This window comes from Pseudomonas sp. C2.3V (genome assembly GCF_058536325.1).
In genome coordinates this window covers 1,387,501-1,410,042 of record NZ_JBZUBN010000001.1, presented here as the reverse complement: position 1 = coordinate 1,410,042, position 22,542 = coordinate 1,387,501, and the positions used below count along the sequence as shown (strand labels likewise).

The window sequence follows — 22,542 nt, the reverse complement described above, 5'->3', positions numbered from 1 at the left end:
GTCTCCTCTCCTACTACCGCCTCTTCAGCCGACGCTTTTTCCTTCAGACTTATTTTCGGTTAACGCTGTGAGGCCATCGAAAGGTTTGCGCCTTCCACCACTCAGGCAATAGCCGTCTGACCTTGGACTGAGCAAAACGGTCATCAATCAGGTACAGCACACCGCGATCAGAGGTTGTCCTTATGACCCGGCCTGCTGCCTGAATGACCTTATGCATACCTGGATAAAAGTAGGCATAGTCATAACCAGCACCAAATTGTCGGTCGAGCTTCGTCCTGATCTGTTCATTGGCAGGATTGATCTGAGGAAGCCCAAGTGTTGCGATAAAAGCTCCTATCAGCCTCTGCCCTGGCAGGTCGACACCCTCGCCAAAACTCCCCCCTAGCACTACGAAACCAACACCGCTGCTGGTGTTTGTAAACCGTTGTAGAAACTGGGTCTTGTCTGCCTCATTCATCTGCCGTGCCTGGAGCCAAAGCGGAATGTCCGGGAAAAGATTGGAAAATAACGATGCAGTCTTTTCGAGATAGTCGAAGCTACTAAAGAAAGCCAGATAATTTCCTGGCTCCTGTCTGTACTGCCAAGCCATTAACTCTGCAATGGGCCGCAGGGATTGCTCTCGGTGTTGATAACGCGTCGAAATGTTGTCTACGAGACGAACCGATAATTGTTCCGCCGCAAACGGGGACTTTACGTTAACCCAAGGTGTACCCGCTGCAAGCCCAAGCGTATCCCGCAAGAAGTGAGGCGGACTTAAGGTCGCGGAAAAAAGAATAGCGGCATGGGTTGCGTTGAATCGCGGGCCGATAAAAGGTGCCGGGACCACATTCCGTATGGTTACAACGGACTGTTGCACGGCTGGTTTACGTGCCAGCTCATTTTTTTTTAGTAATTCGAACAGTGAGTGCTCACCAAAACTTTCAGCCATCCGAACGAATTGAATTGCATCAAAATAAAAACGCTGAAGCGTGGCATCCAGTGGAGCCAGCGTCTCGTTAAGCAGGTCGTTTATAGCTGAAATCGCTTTTTGCAGCGCGGATAACAACTTCGCAGGAATTTCGTCGTATGCCTGATAGGTTGAGGGTTGTTCCTTGATTAAGGCATTCCAGCAACGATTGATCCGATCCAGTGGTTGCTTCAGCCCTGGAGGTCTTTCTTTGCGAAGTGACGCTACCACAGCATGATCCAGAGAGGCGGTATACATCCCCCGCGCACGCTCCAATAGATTATGAGCTTCATCAACGAGGATTCCGATCCGCCATTGGCTCTGCTCCTTTAAGGCAAAAAGCATAGCGCTGCTGTCAAAGTAGTAGTTGTAATCCCCTACAATGACATCGCACCAGCGCGCCACCTCCTGACTCAGGTAATAGGGACAAACCTGCCACCTAAGCGCTATGGTGCGTAGCGAGTCATGATCCAGTACCTTTCCCTTCAAGGCAGCTTGCCGGGCTTGGGGCAAACGGTCATAGAACCCCTTGGCCAGAGGACAGGATTCACCATGGCATGCTTTATCCGTGTGTTCACATGCCTTGTCGCGTGCCCTCAGTTCCAGAATACGCAGCGAAAGCTCTGGTGCGGCTTGGGTGATAGCGCCCATCGCATTGAAAGCCAACTGCCGACCAGAATTCTTTGCGGTAAGAAAAAAGACCTTGTCCAGATTTTGCCGTGGCATAGCCTTGAGCAATGGAAACAAGGTGCCAATGGTTTTGCCTATCCCCGTGGGCGCCTGGATCATGAGGCTACAGCCTACATGGGCCGCTTTATAGACAGCCTCGGCAAGATCACGCTGCCCCGTACGAAAGGAGACATGTGGAAAGGGTAACGTCTCCAGGCAACGCTGGCGGTGCTCGCGATGAGTCAGTTCCTGCTCAGCCCAGTCCAGAAACAGGCTGCACTGCCGTTCGAAGTACTCTTTAAGCACTCCAGATGTAAACCGCTCAAGCAGAGTAGTTTCCTTCTGACTGCCTACGTCAAAATACACCAAAGCCAGCTCAAGCTCATGAAGCGACAATTTTTGGCATAACAGCCATCCATATATCTTCGCTTGCGCCCAATGCAGGTGACGATGATTGGGCGGCATGTGAGTCAGGTCGCCCCGGTAAGTTTTGATTTCCTCGAGCCGGTTCAGCTCCGGGTCGTATCCATCGGCCCGCCCTTTGATGCGAAGATGCCTGTACTCACCCTCCAGCGCTACCTCCCGCTGGTAAGACTGCTTTCGACGTGCGGTAACGATGCCATGTCCTTGAATGCCCTCAAGGGCTGTCGGTGATGGCGTGAAACGTAGATCAAGGTCTCCCTGCTTAGCAACAAACTCACACAGAGCTCTTACAGCAACGCTGTACTGCACGCAACAGACTCCTCCCATTGCACATAACACACACATACCGGCATTTCATGAGCCATACAGTAATCCAACCAGCGAACCTGATTATCTTGGAGACGATCGCCCGGCCCCTTCACTTCGATCATGCGGTACCGTCGCTCGTGGGGCCAGAACTGGATCAAGTCTGGAAATCCTGTCCGGTTGACCTTTACATCCTGAAGTATTCGCTCGAACCACACGCGTAAATGCTGGGGAGGCAAGCACTGCAATGCTAGCTCCAACACTTCTGCCGTTACGGCTCCCCATGCAATAAAAGGGGCCTGGATACCCTGCTTTTCCAGGAAGTTGCGTTTGATGGTTTCCTTATAACAGCCACTTTCGAGCTGAGACAGGCATGCTTCAAATTGCTGTGCACGCCTGGTTGCGAATTGCGGCATATGAATGTCGGCAGGAGCGCGATGAAAAGGATGAAAGAAGGCTCCAGGCAAAGGAACAAAAATTGCGTCCCAGCATAAAAGACCAAGTAGCGCATTGATCAGGATATTTTCAACATAAAAGACCGGCGCATCAGGTTCCGACAGATGCTCTTGAACACATAACTCAACGGGACGACAAGCATCCAGACGATGTAACGTCAGGTCGATACGCTCAACGCAGCGTTCGATGCGCTTGGGCAACTTGGGCATACTCAGCTTACGCCGCAGCCGGGGTAACATACGGGCCAATAGCTGGGCTTCACTATCACTTTCTGGAGCTCGCTCTGCCTGGCAGGCCAGTTCGAAAGCGGCTTTATACTGCTCGGTTTTTTCGAGTACACGGATAGCGCGAATTCTTGCGCCAGGATGCCGGCAACTCTGATAGAGATCCAGGGCGGCAGTAAAGTTACCCTGCTGTTCACAGCAGTAGGCAACCTCATAAGTCAGTTTACCTCTGCGTGCCTCCAGCCAATCATTATCTAACGGTAATCTGGGGAGCACATCTAGAATGTCGTCCAATGCAGTTCCGTCACGAAAGCGCTCACGACAGTCATACAGTGCTACGTAATCATCGATGTCTTTGCGGACACGGAAGCCTCGTGATGAATCAGAAAATTCCACCTTTTCATAACGGAAAATTCCGAGATCCGATAAGACGAACTCGCTCCAGTCCTGATGTAAATTACCGAAAAACATAAGCCTTAATCGGTCACATATGTTTGTGACGGTAATTTCATAGACGCGGTCATCCAGCGAGCTGCACCATTCCGTCAGCAGCCTCGGATCATTAAAGTCAGCCTTGAGCACTTCAAGCTGCTCTGACTTCTTTAAAGATGAGCGAGATAACTGCTCAGGAAAGACCTGAGCCAATTCTGCCTTTTTCAGTAACCCGAACAGTTGCTCTAGAGAAAGTACTGGCCTATCCGATACCCAGCCCAGCCCAACCAGTGGCAACACTGCTTGATGGGGGCAGCCAATCTCCTGGTAGCACAGCTTGCTGCCTCGGAACAGCGCCCCTTTGCGCATGACCATTCTAACCAAGAGGGCCTGCGAGACTTTAGGAAGCGAAGGAAAAACCTGGAGAAACACCCTCTCCGTCTCATTCAGAAGATCACTGTAACGCTCGCCGGTCCAGGCCAGTACCGTATGGAAATTATTCAGGTAATAAAACGGATCTTCCAGAATTCGAGTAGCGTGCATGGAGGGTCACAGTACCGCTACGGGCCTTAACAAAAGAAGCCCGTTTTTGCGTAGTTGAATGAAGAAGGTCTTTCGAACACAGGGTGGATGTATATACAGATAACAGCGAGGCGACTACCAATCAACCGTGTCTGGATGAATGGATGCAACAGATACCTAAAAACTGAACTCTAATGTTCAGCGGTTATATCTCAAGCTTTTCAGGTAGCGAATTATCACCTACACCTTTAGTGATACGACTCGCGCTGTAACCCTGCCATTCTGGAAACGCTTGGCAATATATCCATAGCCAAAATAGTTGACGGTAAAGCAAACCAACGCTGTTTTGCGCGGTCAGAAAGTAAATCGGTTCGGAGATCAGTCATGTTTGGTAAGCGCACTGAAGATAGTACTTCAGCCACTCATTTTCGCAGCGAGCGCATTAGCTGGGTTAATGGCAATTATTTCTTCACAACGCGAGAAGGTACGCTCGAAGGACCTTTTTTTTCCCGTGAGGAGGCCGAGCACCAGATCGGACGGTATATCTCCAGAATGACCCAGGCCGCTGAAATTCAAAAGCGAGCTGGTTAATTCCTCTAAAATCTCGCGTTCGGATCGGCTAGACTTGCGCTTTGCTTGGCCCAAATAAGCAGTGCAGTCGATGTCAGATACCTTTCACGCTGAGTTGGACTGGGACGATCAGGGTCAACCGATCTCCCGCTCCTTTGGCGATGTCTATTTTTCCAAGGCGAGTGGCCTTGAAGAAACCCGTTACGTTTTTCTGGCTCAAAATGAGCTCCCACGTCGTTTCGCCGCGCTTCATGCAGGTGAGGTCTTTACGATTGGTGAGACAGGGTTTGGAACGGGACTCAATTTTCTTTGTGCCTGGCAGCTCTTTACACAGACAGCACCCGCTGAGGCACGGCTGCACTTCGTTAGCGTTGAAAAATTCCCGCTGAGTGCTTCAGACCTGAAAAAAGCTCTGGCCCTTTGGCCTGAATTAGTGGATTACGCCGACGCTCTGTTGGCTCAATACATTGCCGTACATGCTGGCTTTCAGCGTTTCTCCCTAGATGATGGCCGAGTTACGCTAACGCTTTTGGTAGGGGATGTACTCAATTGTCTGCCGGAGCTGGATGCTCGATGTAATGCCTGGTTTCTTGACGGATTTTCTCCAGCCAAGAATCCGGATATGTGGACAAGCGCTCTGTTTGGGCAACTAGCCCGGCTGTCGGCTGATGATGCAACACTTGCTACATTTACTTGTGCCGGATTTGTTCGCCGCGGTCTGCTAGAGGCGGGCTTTGCAATGAAGAAAGTACAAGGCTTTGGACATAAGCGGGAAATGCTCAAAGGCAGTCTTGTGGCGCCGGTACCCGGCTCTGTCAAACCATGGTTTGAGCGGCCGCCGCTCCATATTGGCCCTAGAACAGCCATAGTAATAGGTGCAGGGCTGGCAGGCGCTTCGACAGCGGCCAGTCTCGCAACGCGCGGTTGGCAGGTAACGGTTCTGGAGCGCCATGCAACTTCTGCAGCAGAGGCGTCTGGCAATCTGCAAGGCGTTCTATACCTTAAACTCTCCCCTCACTTCACACCGCTTACCCGCTTAGCCTTAAGCGGTTTTGGCTATACCCGTCGTCTGCTGGAAGGTCTGGACAAAACATTGAACTGGGATGGGTGCGGTACGATACAACTGGCTACTGACCCTGCCGAGGACAAACGTCAGCAGCAACTGGCAGAACGGTTGCCATCAGCTTTACTGCGCCGAGTCAGTGCTGATGAAGCCTCAAAGCTTTCTGGAATTGAGCTTTCCCAAGGGGGAGTTCACTTTCCGGAGTCGGGCTGGGTTCATCCACCTGCGCTCTGTCGATTTTTACTGCAGCATCCCAATATCACGCTGATGACCCATCAGGAGGCTATTCGGCTCGAGTGTCACCACACCCAATGGAAGGTGTACGGCAATGAAGCACTTTTAGCTCAAGCGTCTGTTGTTGTGGTGGCCAGCGCGACCGAGACGGCAACACTGATAGAGAACGCCCAACTACCACTCAAGCGTATTCGTGGACAGATAACTCATTTGCCAGCGACACGCGCAAGCCAGGCACTGCAATGCGTAGTTTGCGCTGAAGGGTACATTGCTCCTTCACGGAATCATCTCCATACACTGGGAGCCAGCTTCGACTTCAAGCGTGACGATCTTGAGCTGTGCACTGAAGAACATAAAGGTAATCTTGCATTACTTAATGCCCTCTCACCCGTGCTGGCCAAGGCACTTGGCGCCGATCAACTGGATCCAGCAACACTGGAAGGACGGGCTGCGTTTCGCTGTACGACCCCTGACTATCTTCCAGTCGTGGGCCCGATAGCTGATGCTGCCGCCTTTGCGCATACTTATTCCATTCTCGGCAAAGATGCTCGGCAAGTACCGGAGAGTCCGGTACCTTGGCTGAATAACCTGTTTGTCAACGCAGGACACGGTTCTCGCGGCCTGATCACCGCGCCACTTTCCGGCGAGCTGTTGGCGGCTTGGTTGAACAATGAGCCACTGCCATTACCTCGTGCCGTAGCAGAGGCCTGTCACCCCAACCGGTTTCCTCTGAGAGCCGTTATCAGGGGCCAAACCTGATGACATACTCATACCATCGCTAACCGCTGCCTTCGCTGGGGCGGAGGAAACGCCGCGTCAAGTAATGCCAGATCGTGCTCCGATAGTTGAAGCGTCGCAGATTTGGCATTTTGCTCGATATGATCAAGCCCGACGGCCTTGGGTATGGCGATCACCCCAGGCTGTCGAAGCACCCAAGCCAACGCTACCTGAGCCGGTGTAACCTCAAGTCGCTCCGCGACGGCCAGAAGAGCTGGATGCTGGAGCATGCCGCCACCCTGCCCTACCGGACAATAAGCCATAAGAGGCATTTTCTGCCGTTGGCACCAAGGCAGGAGGTCAAATTCAATGCCTCGCTCCTCCAGGTTATACAGGACCTGATTCGCGGCACAGCGATCGTCCGCGAGGTCAAGCATATCGTCCACGTCAAAATTCGACACGCCCCAATGCAGAATCTTGCCTTGTTCTCGCAGCGTCTCGAATGCTTCTACCGTTTCGCTCAGCGGTGTTCTTCCCCGCCAATGCAAAAGATACAAGTCGATACGATCTGTACGCAGACGACTGAGGCTGCGATCGCATGCCTGCAAAACACCCTCGCGATTCGCATTGTGGGGATAGACTTTGCTGACTAGGAAAATACTGTCACGCTGACCTTGAATGGCTTCGCCAACGACATGTTCAGCACCTCCTTCGGCATACATTTCAGCCGTGTCGATCAAGGTCATACCCAGCTCGATCCCACGGCGTAGAGCGCGTATCTCTCTTTCGCGCGCTGATGCCTGTTCACCCATATGCCAAGTACCCTGGCCAAGCGCAGGGACAGTTGTGCCGTTAGGTAAACGAACCGTTTTCATGACGTGTACCCTTCGGTGGCATACCCGTTACCCGATGTTTTGGCAGGCTTATCCCTCCACGGATTAAAACTGCCAAAGCTCCAGAGATGCCCTTCACGGTCCCGGCAAGTAAAGGAACGGCCTCCATAAGGCGCCTCACGGATATCAATGATCACATCGGCACCCGATGCCTTGGCACGCTCGCATAAGACATCAGGTTCATCGGTTACCAGATACACTCCTTGAGTCACGCCTCTGGCCTGTTCCGGCTGGACCATATAAGCATCCACATCGTTATGCAGCACGGACGTTACGATGAGCATTCCCTGTCCATAAACAAGCTGTGCATATTCGATACTGCCATATTCATTCGAGATCAGGCTTTTTACCTCGAACCCAAACGTCAGGCGCAACCAGTCAATGGCAGCGGGAGCGTCGTGGTAGCGAAGGTAGGGAATGGCAAAGCCATGTGCCGCCGAAGGGGTAGAAGTCATGAACGATCCTCCTGAAGTCTATTGAACTTAGACGCCGTGTTTGTCTTGCGTTCTGTCAAAAGGTCGGAATGACCATACGTCGCCTGCCTGTCGGCACTCGATTGAGACGGATCTCACTGATAAAGTGGCGCCCCCGCCAAACCTGGAACTGGCAATTACTTGATGCGCCTCAAGGACTTCTACATGTACCGCTCTCTTTCCAAACTCCTGGTATGCACGCTCACCATGCTTTCTCCTGTAATAAGCATGGCAGCCGACCCTATCGTTATCCGTTTCTCGCATGTTGCCGCGCCAGATACGCCTAAAGGCCAGGGGGCGCTACTGTTTCAGAAGAAGGTAGAGGAACAGCTGGGAGGGACCGTCAAGGTAGAGGTATACCCCAACTCATCCTTGTATGGCGATAAGGAAGAAATTCAGGCGCTTCAAGATGGCAAGGTAGAAATGCTGGCAGTGGCATTGGCCAAACTGGGTACTTATTCACCCAAACTGAAGCTGTTTGACCTACCCTTCCTGTTTGACAGCCAGGCCGCACTGGATCGGTTCCAAAGCAAGCCAACCGGACAACAGCTGCTCCTGTCCATGGAAAAGCAGAACATCGCAGGGCTGGCTTACTGGCATAACGGAATGAAGCAGCTTTCCGCTCAGAAGCCGCTGCGTGAGCCGGAAGACATGCGAGGCCTAAAGGTTCGCATTCAGGATTCGGACGTCCTTGAGTCTCAATTCCAGTCGTTGGGTGCTACGCCCGTCAAGCTGTCGTTCAGCAAGGTAAACCAGGCACTTGCTGACGGGACCATCAACGCGGCAGAAAACCCTTGGACCAACCTTTATAGCAAGCATCTTTACGAGCAGCAGCGCTATATCACTGAGAGCAACCATGGCTCTCTGGATTACATGCTCATTACCAACGCCAGCTTCTGGCGCCAGATTCCTTTTAACGTTCGCATCAAGCTGGAAACTATTCTTGGCGAAGTGACCTATGAGGTGAATCGACAGGCAGACGCACTCAATCAGAAAGACAAGGCCAAGATCGTGAGTGCTGGTAACAATGAAGTCATCACGTTAACCAATGATCAGCGTCAGCGCTGGAGAGCAGCCATGCAACCTGTATGGCAGCACTTCGAGAAACAGATCGGGCAGGACTTGATCAAGGCCGCCCTGTACACCAACGAGACGCCTTGACCTGATAAATACTGCTTCCTCAGGACCGTGGGGAAGCAGTTACCCTGTCCCATCGCTGTAACGGCTTCTCTCCAGACTGCTGACAGCCGATATCTCGAAACGGCCCTGCCAGTCGTCCCCATCCATCGCCGGGCGATGTCCTCTGACATACCACCTGCCCGTTGAACTTGCTACGCCATTTGAAGAAAGGTGCAGGCGCTGCGGCTACGCTTAGGCTCACAATCAGCAACAAGCCTGTTGTCCAGCGGCTATGTCGAAAAAGCCATGGCATGATTATTCTCCGAACACTATTGGATAAATACTTGACCGATAACCATCGGTTGAGCAAATGACGTACCAGGTTTGACGCTACAAAGCAGCGATAAAAAAGCCGGAGCAATTGCTCCGGCTTTTTTACGGACGGCCATGCCCTTGTTCAAATCCTGGCCCTGGCCCACCGGGACTTCTATGGTGACCTCCATGAGGCCCCCACCATCCACAGCAGCCGCTCAGCAGCAAACTGACCGCTAAAGTAGTCACTAGCAAAACACGATGACGCATGGTTTACCTCGTGGGTCGATCAGCTTATTTAAAGGCTCCTCCTCAAAGGAGCCTTTAAAGCTAACACTACCCGGCACATCGTTCTTTCTCGAACGACTTTACCCCTGCTCACCATTCTTTACGCTTAGCTGACACACCTCTCAGCTATTGCGGTATTCCTGCTCCGCGACCTCGAAGCGCTGCTTCATTGATGCGCTCGGAGCGCTACCCAGTCGGCTGAATACAACAATAGCTAGGCTCGCAAGAATAAAGCCAGGCACAATTTCATACAGGCCAAGCCATCCCAGCTGCTTCCAGACCACCACAGTCACAGCACCAACGATCATGCCGGCCAATGCACCGTTACGTGTCATTCCCTTCCATAGGAGCGAGAAGAGGACAACCGGACCAAAGGCTGCACCAAAACCTGCCCAGGCGTAGGAGACCAGTCCCAATACGCGGTTTTCAGGATTGGAAGCGATTGCGATCGCAATGACTGCAATCAGAAGAACCATGAGACGTCCTACCCACACCAACTCTTTCTGGGATGCGTGCTTGCGAAGGAAAGCCTTATAGAAATCTTCAGTTAGCGCACTTGAGCAGACCAGCAGCTGGCAGCTTAGCGTACTCATGACAGCTGCCAGAATGGCTGACAGCAGAACACCGGCCACCCATGGATTGAACAGCAGCTTCGCCAGCTCGATGAAAACCCGCTCAGGGTTTTCTGTCACTGCGCCAGCCTGCTCAGGATGCGCGGCAAAATAAGCAATTCCAAAGAAGCCTACACCCACCGCACCCGCCAGGCACAGAATCATCCAGGTCATACCAATTCGACGTGCTGAGCGCATTGACTTGACCGAATCTGCAGCCATGAAGCGTGCCAGGATATGAGGCTGGCCAAAATAACCCAGTCCCCAGGCCAGTAATGAAATAACGCCAACGAAGGTAGCCCCTTTGAAAAGGTCGAAATGGGCGGGGTTTACGCTTTCGATGGCAGCAAATGCTGGCTCAAGACCACCTGTGGCATTGAGTATCATGACTGGCGCCAGAATCAAGGCGAAGATCATGAGCGTAGCCTGCACAGTATCCGTCCAGCTTACTGCCAGAAAGCCACCTACAAAGGTATAGAGAATGGTCGCCAGTGCACCCGCCCACAAGGCTGTCCCATACGAGAGGCCAAAGGTGCTTTCAAACAGACGAGCCCCAGCCACAATACCGGAAGCACAGTAGATGGTGAAAAAAACCAGGATGATGATTGCCGAGAAAATACGCAGGACACGACTGTGATCCTCAAAGCGATGCGTAAAATAGTCTGGCAGTGTCAGAGCATTATTGTTGTGCTCGGTATGGACACGTAGCCGACCTGCAACCAGAAGCCAATTCAGCCAGGCACCTGCTATCAGGCCAATGGCAATCCAGCTTTCAGAAATACCGGCGAGAAAAATAGCGCCTGGCAGGCCCATCAACAGCCAGCCGCTCATGTCCGAAGCACCGGCGGACAACGCTGTCACTACACTACCGAGGCTTCTTCCCCCCAAGATGTAATCGTCGAAGTTTTTTGTAGATCGCCATGCCAGAAAGCCGATCAGGACCATGGCAGCGATATAGATCAGGAAAGTGATCAACGTTGGAGTATTGACGCTCATTATTCCCTCATTATTTGTTGTTGTGGGATCAATTACTCATCGCTCCCACGTTGGCAGAGGGCGACGCACATGCCGTCACCGTTGGGCAACCCATCAGGTATGCACCAGACAGAGTTCCATTCTGTCTTTGGAACTACCAGTTTACTGGCGTGTTTGGATCAAACTAGGTATTACCTTGGGCTACCAAACGACAAAAGCGTCATCAGACGAAGTGCAACCGTAGCCGGATGAGCATTCTACGGAATTGGCAAACAAGTTGGGATAGCCACTGACAATCAAAAACGCTTCCTGAAACAAGGTCTTAACCTTCTATGTCAGCAGGATTGATTGAGCGACGAAAGAGACAGGTGCAACCGATTGGTTGCGCCTCACACGCTTATCGTTGATGAATAATGTCTTTGCGCATAGGCGCAAGACGCGCAAGTAATCTGTTTTGCGTCGGAACAGGGTAGCCAGCAGATACCCATCATTCGCCCAAGCGGGTCGGAAGCTCATGACAAGCAGTATCGCGACCACGGCGATCCATGAGCGCGTCACAGTGCTAGCGCCTCAACAGGGGTCTGAACACGGCGGTCATTCATCCAATGTTCAAACGCCTGCGCCGGCAGCGGACGACTGATCAGGTAGCCCTGCACCATGTCGCAGCCCCATAGCGTCAACAACTCCAGCGCCTGAGCATATTCCACACCTTCGGCAACAACCTTCATATCAAGGTTATGCCCCATATCGATAGTGGAGCGAACAATCACAGCGTCCTCGCTGTTATCACTCAGGTCACGAATAAACGACTGATCGATCTTCAACTCGCTTACCGGCAGACGTTTCAAATGAGCCAATGAGGCATAGCCGGTGCCATAGTCATCTACGGACAGACTGATACCCTGATCCCGGAGACGTTGCAGAATGCTTACTGCCCGCTCAGGATCCTGCATAATGGCACTTTCCGTTACCTCCAGAACAAGCTGGTCTGCTCGCACAGTCGAACCTTTAAGTAGTCGCTCCAAACGATTGGGGAGATCGCCATCAACCAAGTCAGCAGCGGATATATTGAGAGACACTCGTGCAGTAAGGCCTCGCTCGTTCCACTCTTCCAACTGCCGAAACACCTCCTCGACTACCCAAATCGTCAATAGGGTGATGCTGCCGGTACGCTCAGCCAACGGGATAAATTCCCCAGGCGATACCATACCGAACTGAGTATGCTGCCAACGTAGAAGCGCCTCAGCCATGAAAGGCCCCCGTCCATCCAGACTCAGCTTGGGCTGATAATGCAAGAGCAGTTCACCCCTTGAGCCTGCATGCTGAAGATCTCTGATAAGACTGATCTGACGATAATAAGCATCATCCCGACCATTCTCGTAAAGCTGCAGACGCCCGGCCTGGCTGCCTGCGTCCCGCATTGCAATACTGGCCCGCAGGAGCAACTCATGGGCCTCATGACCATCCTGAGGGTAGCAAGCCACTCCTACGCGGCAGCTCATCTTGAATTCGTTCAGCCCTACAGCAATAGGCAAAGCAATTGCCTGCTGAATTTCTTCAGCAGCTGCCAGAGCAGTATCAGGCGTACCTAGATTGAGCAGGAGCAGGAACTCATCGCCAACCAGACGAGAAACACAATCTCCATTTCCTACAAGACGTTTAAGTCGATCTGCAATGGTTTGCAGAACCACATCTCCCCCTGCAGTACCACTGCTCTGATTGACCTCCCGAAAACGCTCAAGCCCCAGATACATGACCGCAACAGACTGTTCTCCCGCAATGGCGTGAGACAGTCGCTCCATGGCCAACGCCCGATTGGGAAGCCCTGTAAGCGCATCATGGAGTGCGTTATGACTCAATTGCCGTTCTCGTTCGGCGATTCCGATCCGCATGGTGTCAAGTGTGCTGGCTAACCGGCCAAACTCATCACTTCGCGCCAGGGCAATTGGCGTGGTGTAATCGCCGTTACCGATCCGCTGGGTAGCAGCTGCCAATCGTCGAACAGGCTCAGCAACCCCTCTTGCAATAAGTAAAGCCAGACCCAGCGCCAGGACAAGCGTCAGTATGGCTATCCAGAACAACTGATGCATCAGAGGAGAAAACGCTTTCATGGCTTCGTCGAGCGGGCGATGCAGAAAAGCGGATACCTTGAAGGTATCGGCATCAGTTAACGTCAGCCGCTCCGTCAGATAGTTACGACCATCCAATCTGAGCGGCAACGGTTTGCCTAGCCTGATTTCATTGGCCGGATGGCTTAGCAGTTCGTCAGCGGCTTGATCCGAAAGGGTACTGATCGGCTCACCTGGAACGCCCCCCTCTTGCGCAATAAAAGACACATCCAGGCCGCTTAGCGAGCGCAATTCGCTCGCCAGGCTCTGATCCATGGCAAAGCCCATTACCACGCGCGCAACTGGTAGAGGAGCAAGTACAGGAGCCTCTACCATCAGATGCGGAACACGTTGCAGAGAAACGATACGCATCGTTTGATCAGTCGCACCGTCTACCTGGATCTTGTTACCCTCGTGAAATATCGACCCAACTGTATAGAGCGAAACGGTACTACTGATTACCCTTCCCGTCAGGTCAAGCAGCAACACCTCATCCGCCTTGATCCGAGCGCCATAATTAGCTAGCGCTGAAGTTATCGTTAGCCCATCTCTAGAAGCGACAGCTCCTTTGAAAGCAAAATCGGATGTCAGAACCTGTACCGTGTCATGCAGTTGCCGTCCGCGCATCTCCACAAGACGCTCGAATACCCGAGCGCCGGTATTGAGCTGTGAAAGCGACTCGGCCCGTACAGATGATTGGGTAGCAGCCTTTACGGCAAAATAAACCGTTCCAATGGTTAGCAACGCCAGGATAAACATGGCGCTAGCGATGCGCGCCTGAAAGCTATTTCGCAGCGTCATCGGCAGCGCTCCGAAAGGCTTGCTCCAACGCACTCGGCGCCGGCTCTGAGGGTCCATTATCAGGCGTTATCTCAATAGCGTATCGAGTTGTGCCCGCCGCAGTGGCCGATACAATCAGATCCCCTCCATGAGTCAGCTGTCTGGCCTTTGCAAAGGGGTGCCATAAAGAGACATGGTACTTGCCGGGTGGCAAATCGAACGTTATTTCACCTTTTTCGTTACTGACAGCAAACCATGGGTCATCGGTAATAATGATATAACCCACCATCCAATCATGAATATTGCAGTCCAATACGACAACGCCTGGTCTGTCGAATGTTACTGGATCAGCTGGAATGCCGTGATAAAGAGGCAAGTCGAATCGCTTGGCAGGTGAAAAGGAATACACCTGATGACGAACATTATCACTATTAGGGAAACTGACCTGCGTTCCGGTATGAGCCGCCAGTACATGCGGCACATAACGACGTTCCCGTTGACCCATGACCGCAGGCTGGAGCACAGCAGGTTTAGTGCCTCCACTTAACGTAACAACCGAATCCGCTAACGGATTATCCTGTCCATCGATAACTGCGATATGCACTTGAGTGGCCCATGCCGGAACAGAGAGCGCCATAAGCCCACCGGTTAGCCACCGCGCTATACGCATCATAGATGAAGACATGAGGTTATCCTTCGAACACGGCTTGGCAATTACCTACTCGTCCTTATCGGCACAGTGTCGGGATAGTTGAGGCGCTATGATGTTTGTAAAGGAATCTAGCGCTCTCTAGCCAAGGCGAAGCCCAATAGGCAGGAAACGCCGCATCTGGCCGCTACTCGCCTGAAGGGTATCTCCGTCTCGCTCAGCAGATGGAGCGTCTAACCCAGGCGAGCCTTCAACAGCTATCAATACGGCGTCATGCCTGTAACGTCCTAAACTGGATATGGAAATGACTAGGCTCAGCGAGACTTGACAGGCTAATTCGCCATCGTGATTCGGCGATCAAGGTGAACACTTAAATAGTACTCAATCGCCTCAAAATCCAACGCCCCGGCAATGGAAATGATCACTTATCGATCTAAAGGGCATAAAGCGCCTGAAGCAGGCCCGTCAACAGAGCTTTGGAAAGAGGCTGGTCATTGCCGTAACGAGAACAGTTCTTCACAGGCGTAATACAACATGTGTTGAAAACTGGGTCCGGCGCAGGATAACGCGCTAAAACACGCAACCTTTCCATGACATCAGAAACGTTTTCCGTCATGTCATTTTCATCAAGATAGACAATCAACGTCTGGTTATCGCCTAACCTTGCAAAAGCATAAACACGTTCGCCAAGAGCAGTGCAGGCTTGCAGGCGGCACGCTCTTTACCTCGCCCTTCCAGAGATAATAGCCAAGCAAACAACATAGGACGGAGCCAGTTTGTTTATGTGCACTTACTCAAATGAAGCGCACTTGCCTATTTATCTGCGGTCAAGTCTAGAGTAGCCATCGACCACATTGAAAAGCTTCAAAGCCCTCCCCATGTTGGTCGCAAATAGTCATTCTAAGGTAAGTCAATGAGCGATCAGGAACATACTCCCGAAATCATCAGTGGCGACGGTTCAAAGACCGGCCTTGCACTGCCTGGACAAAATCTTCCCGACAAGCTTTACATCATTCCCATCCATAACCGGCCTTTTTTCCCAGCGCAGGTATTGCCTGTTATTGTGAATGAAGAGCCTTGGGCCGAAACGTTGGAGCTGGTGGCCAAAACCGATCATCACTGTCTGGCATTGTTCTATATGGACAATCCTCCCGAGGATGGAAACAGCTTCGACCCTGATAACCTGCCAGAGCACGGCACACTGGTTCGTATCCATCATGCCAGTCGGGAAAACGGCAAGCTGCAATTCGTAGCGCAGGGGCTTTCACGCGTCAGGATCAGCGGTTGGCTGAGACGTAAGCACCCTTACCTTGTTGAAGTTGAGCATGCCAAGACTCCGACTGACCCAAGCGATGAGGTCAAGGCATATGGCATGGCGCTGATCAATGCCATCAAGGAGCTGCTTCCGCTCAATCCACTCTATAGCGAAGAGCTAAAGAACTATCTCAACCGCTTCAGCCCCAACGACCCCTCGCCTTTAACAGATTTCGCTGCCGCCCTGACAACCGCACCAGGCCAGGAACTGCAGCAGGTTTTGGATACCGTCCCGATCCTTAAGCGCATGGAGAAGGTTTTGCCATTGCTGCGTAAAGAGGTTGAGGTCGGACGCCTGCAGAAAGAACTGTCTGCTGAGGTCAACCGAAAAATCAATGAGCGGCAACGAGAGTTCTTCCTTCGAGAGCAGCTCAAACTGATCCAGCAAGAGCTGGGTATAACGAAAGATGATCGCAGCAGCGATCTAGAAAGCTTCAGGCAACGCCTGGAGGGCAAAGTTCTGCCGGAACCGGTACGTAAACGCATCGACGACGAACTTAATAAGCTGTCTATCCTTGAAACCGGCTCGCCTGAATATGGTGTCACGCGCAACTATCTGGATTGGGCAACCGATTTACCCTGGGGTATTCAGGGCAAGGACAATCTTGATCTGAAACGTGCACGCAAGGTACTGGATCGTCACCATGCCGGTCTTGATGACATCAAAAGTCGCATTCTTGAGTTTCTGGCTGTTGGCGCTTTCAAAGGAGAAGTATCTGGCTCAATCGTGCTACTGGTAGGCCCCCCCGGCGTAGGTAAAACCAGTATCGGCAAGTCAATTGCTGAATCACTGGGCCGCCCCTTCTATCGCTTCAGCGTAGGCGGTATGCGAGACGAAGCAGAGATTAAGGGGCATCGTCGCACTTATATCGGAGCCATGCCGGGCAAGCTTGTTCAAGCTTTACGTGATGTGAAAGTAATGAATCCAGTCATTATGCTGGATGAAATAGACAAGATGGGAGCCAGCTATCAAGGTGACCCTGCATCTGCCTTGCTGGAAACGCTGGACCCTGAACAGAATGTAGATTTCCTGGATCACTATCTGGATCTGCGGCTAGACCTATCTAATGTATTGTTCGTATGCACCGCAAACACCATGGACTCCATTCCTGGGCCTCTTCTGGACCGCATGGAAGTCATTCGCCTCTCAGGTTATATCTCGGAAGAAAAGCAAGCGATTGCCAAACGCCACTTGTGGCCCAAGCAATTGGAAAAAGCCGGTGTGCCTAAAGAGCGCCTGATCATCAGCGACAGTGCGTTGAAAAGTATCGTTGAAGGCTATGCTCGAGAGGCTGGCGTACGCCAACTTGAAAAACAGTTGGGTAAGTTGGTGCGTAAGGCTGTTCTACAGCTCATTGAGGAACCTGAGCTCCGAATAAAGGTTGGGGCGAGTGACATCGAAAGTTATCTAGGGAAGCCTGTTTTCCGTAAGGAACAGGTTCTAAACGGCGTAGGCATTATCACCGGCTTGGCTTGGACCAGCATGGGAGGCGCTACCTTACCTGTAGAAGCTACGCGCATTCATACCTTAAACCGTGGATTCAAACTGACCGGTCAATTGGGCGAGGTCATGAAAGAGTCTGCTGAAATTGCATACAGCTACGTTACCTCCCACCTGAAGGAGTTCAAGGGAGATCCTACGTTCTTCGACCAAGCCTTTGTACACCTGCATGTTCCAGAAGGTGCTACTCCTAAAGACGGACCAAGTGCCGGTATTACCATGGCCAGCGCCTTGTTATCTTTGGCACGAAATCAGGCACCCAAGAAAAACGTAGCCATGACAGGCGAGCTAACTTTAACCGGCCAGGTTTTGCCCATTGGTGGCGTCAGGGAAAAAGTTATCGCAGCACGTCGGCAGAAAATATTTGAGCTTATTTTGCCAGACGCTAACAAAGGAGACTTCGAAGAGCTTCCTGAGTACTTGAAGGAGGGGCTGACTGTCCACTTTGCAAAGCGTTTTGCAGATGTAGCCAAAATCCTTTTTTAATCCATTAGCAAGGGCAGTTTGTGTACAAGCTTGCCCTTGCCTACCTTAACTTCGTTATCCTTGCAGCCGGTTGAAGAGTTTGGTTGGAGATACGAATGTTAAAATCAGCTACGCTTTGCGCTTTATTGACAACGCTGCTAATGACCGGCTGTGCAAGCAGCCCCGAGCATACCGTCGCAATCAACGAGCGCACGCGCTGTAAACCTCTTTTACTAACACAAGGTCAAGAGCTACACCTCTCACTTCCCAGCGACCCTACAACAGGCTATAGATGGAAGCTCGAAAACACGGTTCCTTCCGTGCTGAAAAGCCTAGGGCCTGAAGTATTTTCATCCTCTGACGAGAGCGAAGATGGAATAGGCTCGGCAGGAATATCTTCCTGGCGCTTCCAAGCAATTCAATCAGGAGCGACTGAGCTTAAGCTGCAATATCAGCAGCCATGGGACGCAGATAGCGCTCCCGAAAAGGCCTTTACTTGTCGTATCGAAGTAAAATAGCCACTCGCCGCTCGGCTACACCATTTACATTTTCTAGTGGTACCTCTTAATGAGTGAGCAGGACCGTTTATTTGCCAAGCCACAGGCTACTGTTGCCGACTTCGCGTTTAACGAAGATGTCGTTCGGGTCTTCCCCGACATGATCAAGCGTTCAGTACCAGGCTATCCCACTATCGTCGAAAATATAGGCGTTATTGCTGCACAATTCGCTCAGCCTAATACGATTCTCTATGATCTAGGCTGCTCGCTAGGTGCAGTATCCCAGTCGCTGAGACGGCACGTTCAGAGTGAATCAACAAAGGTTGTTGCGGTTGATAATTCAGCGGCCATGATTGAGCGTTGCCGTGAATACATGTCTGCGCAAAGCTCAATGTATGAGCAACTGCTACCTATTGATATTGTTGAAACGGATATCCTTTCGCTGGATTTTCAGCCTGCGTCAGTAGTGGCTTTGAATTTTACTTTGCAGTTTATCGCCCCTGAAAAACGCCTAGGCCTGTTGCGTAAAATTCACAGTACCCTTCACCCAAAGGGCGCTTTGCTTCTATCGGAAAAGATCAGATTTGAATCTCAGGAAGAGCAAGTACTGCTTAACGACCTTCACATTGCATTTAAGCGAGCTAACGGCTACAGCGAAATGGAAATCGCTCAAAAGCGTAGCGCTTTGGAGAATGTCATGATGATCGACTCCATTGAAGCACATCGTGCGCGCTTGAAAGAGGCTGGCTTTAGCTCGGTTATCCCTTGGTTTCAATGCTTCAACTTCGCTTCATTTATAGCTCTTCCATGATCAATACACTAAATATTGAAGGCCTTGCCAATCGCTTGGGTGAAGGCCCCTTAGAAAAGTGGTTAGCCAGTCTGCCACCTGCGATTGCAGCAAAGCTTGAAAAAGGTCATGGCGACCTCGCGAGATGGCAAACGGCTCTCAAGACCCTGCCTGACTTAAAACCCGATTCGATTGTTTTAAAGGATAGGTTTTGTCTAGAAAAGCCTTTAGACGTTGAGACTCAACAAACCTTAAAAAACGCGCTACTTCAATTATCACCATGGCGCAAAGGCCCTTTCGATGTCTTCGGTATTCACATCGACACAGAATGGCGTTCCGACTGGAAGTGGGAGCGCGTGTCCAAACACTTGGATCTGAACAATAAGGTTGTCTTGGATGTAGGTTGCGGGAACGGCTATTACGCATGGCGCATGGTAGGTGCCGGCGCTCATACAGTAATCGGGATTGATCCTAACTGGCTCTTTTTATGTCAGTTTATGGCCATGAAAAAGTATTTGCCCGATATTCCAGTTTGGAGTCTTCCTCTAACGCTTGAAGAGCTTCCCCCTTCTCTCAACGGGTTCGATACCGTCTTCTCGATGGGCGTGCTTTACCATAGACGCTCGCCTATTGATCATCTTCTAGCACTGAAAGAATGTCTGCGCTCATCAGGTGAATTAGTACTCGAGACATTAGTTGTAGAAGGAAACGAGCAGACTGTACTGGTACCAGAAGATCGTTATGCTCAAATGAGAAATGTCTGGTTCCTGCCCTCGCCTGCAGCATTAGAACTATGGCTGCGTCGGGCGGGATTCAAAAATATAAGACTGGCGGATATTAGCAGAACCTCTATTCAGGAGCAGCGCTCTACTGAATGGATGAAATTTCAATCTTTGCCCGACTTTCTTGACACTACTGATATGAGCCGCACTATAGAAGGTCTTCCGGCTCCACTGCGTGCCACATTCATAGCCGAAAAGCCATAGAAAGCTTTTGTATAGCAGCTGTCTATACGGCTGCTATATCGCCTTACCAAATTAGCCAGTAGGCCACGCAAGAAAGAGCAGCCTATCCCTTTTATTTCTGCTGCAAAAGCAAAACCCCCGGGCGGTTAGGCCTGGGGGTTCTGGGTATAGGTGCTTGACGATGACCTACTCTCACATGGGGAAACCCCACACTACCATCGGCGATGCATCGTTTCACTTCTGAGTTCGGAAAGGGATCAGGTGGTTCCAACGCTCTATGGTCGTCAAGCAATTCGGGTGGGGAACCGGTGTCTAGTCGTTTCCCCGAATGGGTATGTGATCGGTATTTTGCGGTTCAACCAAGCTTTCGGCTGGTCTTTACCAAACAACAGATTGTTTGGGTGTTATATGGTCAAGCCTCACGGGCAATTAGTATCGGTTAGCTCAACGCCTCACAGCGCTTACACACCCGACCTATCAACGTTGTAGTCTTCAACGGCCCTTCAGGAAGCTCAAGGCTCCAGTGAGATCTCATCTTGAGGCAAGTTTCCCGCTTAGATGCTTTCAGCGGTTATCTTTTCCGAACATAGCTACCCGGCAATGCCACTGGCGTGACAACCGGAACACCAGAGGTTCGTCCACTCCGGTCCTCTCGTACTAGGAGCAGCCCCTCTCAAATCTCAAACGTCCACGGCAGATAGGGACCGAACTGTCTCACGACGTTCTAAACCCAGCTCGCGTACCACTTTAAATGGCGAACAGCCATACCCTTGGGACCGGCTTCAGCCCCAGGATGTGATGAGCCGACATCGAGGTGCCAAACACCGCCGTCGATATGAACTCTTGGGCGGTATCAGCCTGTTATCCCCGGAGTACCTTTTATCCGTTGAGCGATGGCCCTTCCATACAGAACCACCGGATCACTAAGACCTACTTTCGTACCTGCTCGACGTGTCTGTCTCGCAGTCAAGCGCGCTTTTGCCTTTATACTCTGCGACCGATTTCCGACCGGTCTGAGCGCACCTTCGTACTCCTCCGTTACTCTTTAGGAGGAGACCGCCCCAGTCAAACTGCCCACCATACACTGTCCTCGATCCGGATAACGGACCAGAGTTAGAACCTCAAGCATGCCAGGGTGGTATTTCAAGGATGGCTCCACGAGAACTGGCGTCCTCGCTTCAAAGCCTCCCACCTATCCTACACAAGCAGGCTCAAAGTCCAGTGCAAAGCTACAGTAAAGGTTCACGGGGTCTTTCCGTCTAGCCGCGGATACACTGCATCTTCACAGCGATTTCAATTTCACTGAGTCTCGGGTGGAGACAGCGCCGCCATCGTTACGCCATTCGTGCAGGTCGGAACTTACCCGACAAGGAATTTCGCTACCTTAGGACCGTTATAGTTACGGCCGCCGTTTACCGGGGCTTCGATCAAGAGCTTCGCTTGCGCTAACCCCATCAATTAACCTTCCGGCACCGGGCAGGCGTCACACCCTATACGTCCACTTTCGTGTTTGCAGAGTGCTGTGTTTTTAATAAACAGTCGCAGCGGCCTGGTATCTTCGACCGGCATGGGCTTACGGAGCAAGTCCTTCACCCTCACCGGCGCACCTTCTCCCGAAGTTACGGTGCCATTTTGCCTAGTTCCTTCACCCGAGTTCTCTCAAGCGCCTTGGTATTCTCTACCCGACCACCTGTGTCGGTTTGGGGTACGATTTCTAATTACCTGAAGCTTAGAGGCTTTTCCTGGAAGCATGGCATCAACCATTTCCTCTTCATAAGAAGAGTCGTCATCAGCTCTCGGCCTTAACTGTCCGGATTTACCTAAACAGTCAGCCTACCGCCTTAAACTTGGACAACCAACGCCAAGCTGGCCTAGCCTTCTCCGTCCCCCCATCGCAGTAATTAGAAGTACAGGAATATTAACCTGTTTCCCATCGACTACGCCTTTCAGCCTCGCCTTAGGGGTCGACTCACCCTGCGTCGATTAACGTTGCGCAGGAACCCTTGGTCTTTCGGCGTGCGAGTTTTTCACTCGCATTGTCGTTACTCATGTCAGCATTCGCACTTCTGATACCTCCAGCAAGCTTCTCAACTCACCTTCACAGGCTTACAGAACGCTCCTCTACCGCTCATCTTGCGATGAACCCGTAGCTTCGGTGTGTAGTTTGAGCCCCGTTACATCTTCCGCGCAGGCCGACTCGACTAGTGAGCTATTACGCTTTCTTTAAAGGGTGGCTGCTT

Annotated in this window: 15 protein-coding genes and 2 rRNA genes (1 of these 17 only partly in view); 7 read left to right on the top strand and 10 right to left on the bottom strand. The window is 51.6% G+C overall.

Annotated features, from left to right (window positions below; genetic code table 11):
* Positions 1-49 precede the first annotated feature (49 nt).
* The gene (locus tag AC4LF3_RS06625; protein WP_491834977.1) at positions 50-2,347 is read right to left on the bottom strand and encodes an ATP-dependent DNA helicase; all 2,298 of its coding nucleotides are present in this window, start codon (positions 2,345-2,347) and stop codon (positions 50-52) included.
* Positions 2,326-3,999, bottom strand: coding sequence for a VRR-NUC domain-containing protein (locus AC4LF3_RS06620; RefSeq protein ID WP_491834976.1), 1,674 nt, complete (start codon positions 3,997-3,999; stop codon positions 2,326-2,328). Before AC4LF3_RS06620 ends, AC4LF3_RS06625 begins: the two co-directional genes overlap by 22 nt.
* 363 nt (positions 4,000-4,362) lie before the next feature.
* Here AC4LF3_RS06620 and AC4LF3_RS06615 point away from each other — a divergent pair, with 363 nt between their 5' ends.
* Both AC4LF3_RS06615 and mnmC read left to right on the top strand, forming a co-directional pair.
* Positions 4,363-4,569, top strand: coding sequence for a DUF6316 family protein (locus AC4LF3_RS06615; RefSeq protein ID WP_491834975.1), 207 nt, complete (start codon positions 4,363-4,365; stop codon positions 4,567-4,569).
* A 70-nt stretch (positions 4,570-4,639) separates the two neighbouring features.
* A complete protein-coding gene (mnmC, locus tag AC4LF3_RS06610; RefSeq protein ID WP_491834974.1) occupies positions 4,640-6,604 on the top strand; it encodes a bifunctional tRNA (5-methylaminomethyl-2-thiouridine)(34)-methyltransferase MnmC2/FAD-dependent 5-carboxymethylaminomethyl-2-thiouridine(34) oxidoreductase MnmC1 in 1,965 nt (654 codons plus the stop codon).
* Positions 6,605-6,612: 8 nt separating this feature from the next.
* Here the strand turns inward: mnmC and AC4LF3_RS06605 are convergent, their stop codons facing one another.
* The gene (locus AC4LF3_RS06605) at positions 6,613-7,437 is read right to left on the bottom strand and encodes an aldo/keto reductase (RefSeq protein WP_491834973.1); all 825 of its coding nucleotides are present in this window, start codon (positions 7,435-7,437) and stop codon (positions 6,613-6,615) included.
* Positions 7,434-7,910 carry a VOC family protein gene (locus AC4LF3_RS06600; RefSeq protein WP_491834972.1) on the bottom strand — a complete coding sequence of 159 codons (477 nt, stop codon included), beginning with the start codon at positions 7,908-7,910 and terminating at the stop codon, positions 7,434-7,436. The genes AC4LF3_RS06605 and AC4LF3_RS06600 overlap by 4 nt, the downstream gene beginning before the upstream one ends.
* 183 nt (positions 7,911-8,093) lie before the next feature.
* Between AC4LF3_RS06600 and AC4LF3_RS06595 the strand changes: the two genes are divergently transcribed.
* Positions 8,094-9,089 carry a DctP family TRAP transporter solute-binding subunit gene (locus AC4LF3_RS06595; protein WP_010797653.1) on the top strand — a complete coding sequence of 332 codons (996 nt, stop codon included), beginning with the start codon at positions 8,094-8,096 and terminating at the stop codon, positions 9,087-9,089.
* A 287-nt stretch (positions 9,090-9,376) separates the two neighbouring features.
* Here the strand turns inward: AC4LF3_RS06595 and AC4LF3_RS06590 are convergent, their stop codons facing one another.
* The 4 genes from AC4LF3_RS06590 to AC4LF3_RS06575 all read right to left on the bottom strand — a co-directional run bounded on the left by AC4LF3_RS06590 (position 9,377) and on the right by AC4LF3_RS06575 (position 14,806).
* Positions 9,377-9,550, bottom strand: a complete 174-nt coding sequence (locus AC4LF3_RS06590) for a hypothetical protein (protein ID WP_167517249.1) — start codon at positions 9,548-9,550, stop codon at positions 9,377-9,379.
* A 219-nt stretch (positions 9,551-9,769) separates the two neighbouring features.
* Entirely contained in the window at positions 9,770-11,254 is a 1,485-nt protein-coding gene (gene putP / locus AC4LF3_RS06585) for a sodium/proline symporter PutP (protein ID WP_010797651.1), read from the bottom strand.
* 533 nt (positions 11,255-11,787) lie between these two features.
* Positions 11,788-14,142 (bottom strand): putative bifunctional diguanylate cyclase/phosphodiesterase, encoded by a 2,355-nt coding sequence (locus AC4LF3_RS06580; RefSeq protein ID WP_491834971.1) that lies wholly within the window; start codon positions 14,140-14,142, stop codon positions 11,788-11,790.
* Positions 14,126-14,806 carry a methylamine utilization protein gene (locus AC4LF3_RS06575; protein ID WP_491834970.1) on the bottom strand — a complete coding sequence of 227 codons (681 nt, stop codon included), beginning with the start codon at positions 14,804-14,806 and terminating at the stop codon, positions 14,126-14,128. Before AC4LF3_RS06575 ends, AC4LF3_RS06580 begins: the two co-directional genes overlap by 17 nt.
* A gap of 877 nt (positions 14,807-15,683) precedes the next feature.
* Between AC4LF3_RS06575 and lon the strand changes: the two genes are divergently transcribed.
* The 4 genes from lon (at position 15,684) to cmoB (ending at position 20,323) form a co-directional block, all read left to right on the top strand.
* The gene (gene lon, locus AC4LF3_RS06570) at positions 15,684-18,071 is read left to right on the top strand and encodes an endopeptidase La (RefSeq protein WP_010797647.1); all 2,388 of its coding nucleotides are present in this window, start codon (positions 15,684-15,686) and stop codon (positions 18,069-18,071) included.
* 95 nt (positions 18,072-18,166) lie between these two features.
* Positions 18,167-18,568 (top strand): protease inhibitor I42 family protein, encoded by a 402-nt coding sequence (locus tag AC4LF3_RS06565; RefSeq protein WP_074827557.1) that lies wholly within the window; start codon positions 18,167-18,169, stop codon positions 18,566-18,568.
* 49 nt (positions 18,569-18,617) lie between these two features.
* Positions 18,618-19,358 carry a carboxy-S-adenosyl-L-methionine synthase CmoA gene (gene cmoA / locus AC4LF3_RS06560; protein ID WP_074827558.1) on the top strand — a complete coding sequence of 247 codons (741 nt, stop codon included), beginning with the start codon at positions 18,618-18,620 and terminating at the stop codon, positions 19,356-19,358.
* Positions 19,355-20,323: a tRNA 5-methoxyuridine(34)/uridine 5-oxyacetic acid(34) synthase CmoB gene (gene cmoB, locus AC4LF3_RS06555; RefSeq protein WP_074827559.1), complete on the top strand. Its 969-nt coding sequence runs from the start codon at positions 19,355-19,357 to the stop codon at positions 20,321-20,323. The genes cmoA and cmoB overlap by 4 nt, the downstream gene beginning before the upstream one ends.
* 152 nt (positions 20,324-20,475) lie before the next feature.
* Here cmoB and rrf read toward each other — a convergent pair.
* Positions 20,476-20,591 (bottom strand): 5S ribosomal RNA (gene rrf / locus AC4LF3_RS06550).
* Between the two features lie 119 nt (positions 20,592-20,710).
* Positions 20,711-22,542: ribosomal RNA gene (locus AC4LF3_RS06545) — 23S ribosomal RNA — on the bottom strand; it runs 1,059 nt beyond the window's last position.

Excerpts from the sequence above, each read along its gene's own strand:
- AC4LF3_RS06620 (WP_491834976.1), bottom strand. The coding sequence starts at position 3,999 with ATGCACGCTACTCGAATTCTGGAAGATCCGTTTTATTACCTGAATAAT.
- AC4LF3_RS06615 (WP_491834975.1), top strand. The coding sequence starts at position 4,363 with ATGTTTGGTAAGCGCACTGAAGATAGTACTTCAGCCACTCATTTTCGC.
- mnmC (WP_491834974.1), top strand. The coding sequence starts at position 4,640 with ATGTCAGATACCTTTCACGCTGAGTTGGACTGGGACGATCAGGGTCAA.
- AC4LF3_RS06605 (WP_491834973.1), bottom strand. The coding sequence starts at position 7,437 with ATGAAAACGGTTCGTTTACCTAACGGCACAACTGTCCCTGCGCTTGGC.
- AC4LF3_RS06600 (WP_491834972.1), bottom strand. The coding sequence starts at position 7,910 with ATGACTTCTACCCCTTCGGCGGCACATGGCTTTGCCATTCCCTACCTT.
- AC4LF3_RS06595 (WP_010797653.1), top strand. The coding sequence starts at position 8,094 with ATGTACCGCTCTCTTTCCAAACTCCTGGTATGCACGCTCACCATGCTT.
- AC4LF3_RS06590 (WP_167517249.1), bottom strand. The coding sequence starts at position 9,550 with ATGGAGGTCACCATAGAAGTCCCGGTGGGCCAGGGCCAGGATTTGAAC.
- putP (WP_010797651.1), bottom strand. The coding sequence starts at position 11,254 with ATGAGCGTCAATACTCCAACGTTGATCACTTTCCTGATCTATATCGCT.
- AC4LF3_RS06580 (WP_491834971.1), bottom strand. The coding sequence starts at position 14,142 with ATGACGCTGCGAAATAGCTTTCAGGCGCGCATCGCTAGCGCCATGTTT.
- AC4LF3_RS06575 (WP_491834970.1), bottom strand. The coding sequence starts at position 14,806 with ATGTCTTCATCTATGATGCGTATAGCGCGGTGGCTAACCGGTGGGCTT.
- lon (WP_010797647.1), top strand. The coding sequence starts at position 15,684 with ATGAGCGATCAGGAACATACTCCCGAAATCATCAGTGGCGACGGTTCA.
- AC4LF3_RS06565 (WP_074827557.1), top strand. The coding sequence starts at position 18,167 with ATGTTAAAATCAGCTACGCTTTGCGCTTTATTGACAACGCTGCTAATG.
- cmoA (WP_074827558.1), top strand. The coding sequence starts at position 18,618 with ATGAGTGAGCAGGACCGTTTATTTGCCAAGCCACAGGCTACTGTTGCC.
- cmoB (WP_074827559.1), top strand. The coding sequence starts at position 19,355 with ATGATCAATACACTAAATATTGAAGGCCTTGCCAATCGCTTGGGTGAA.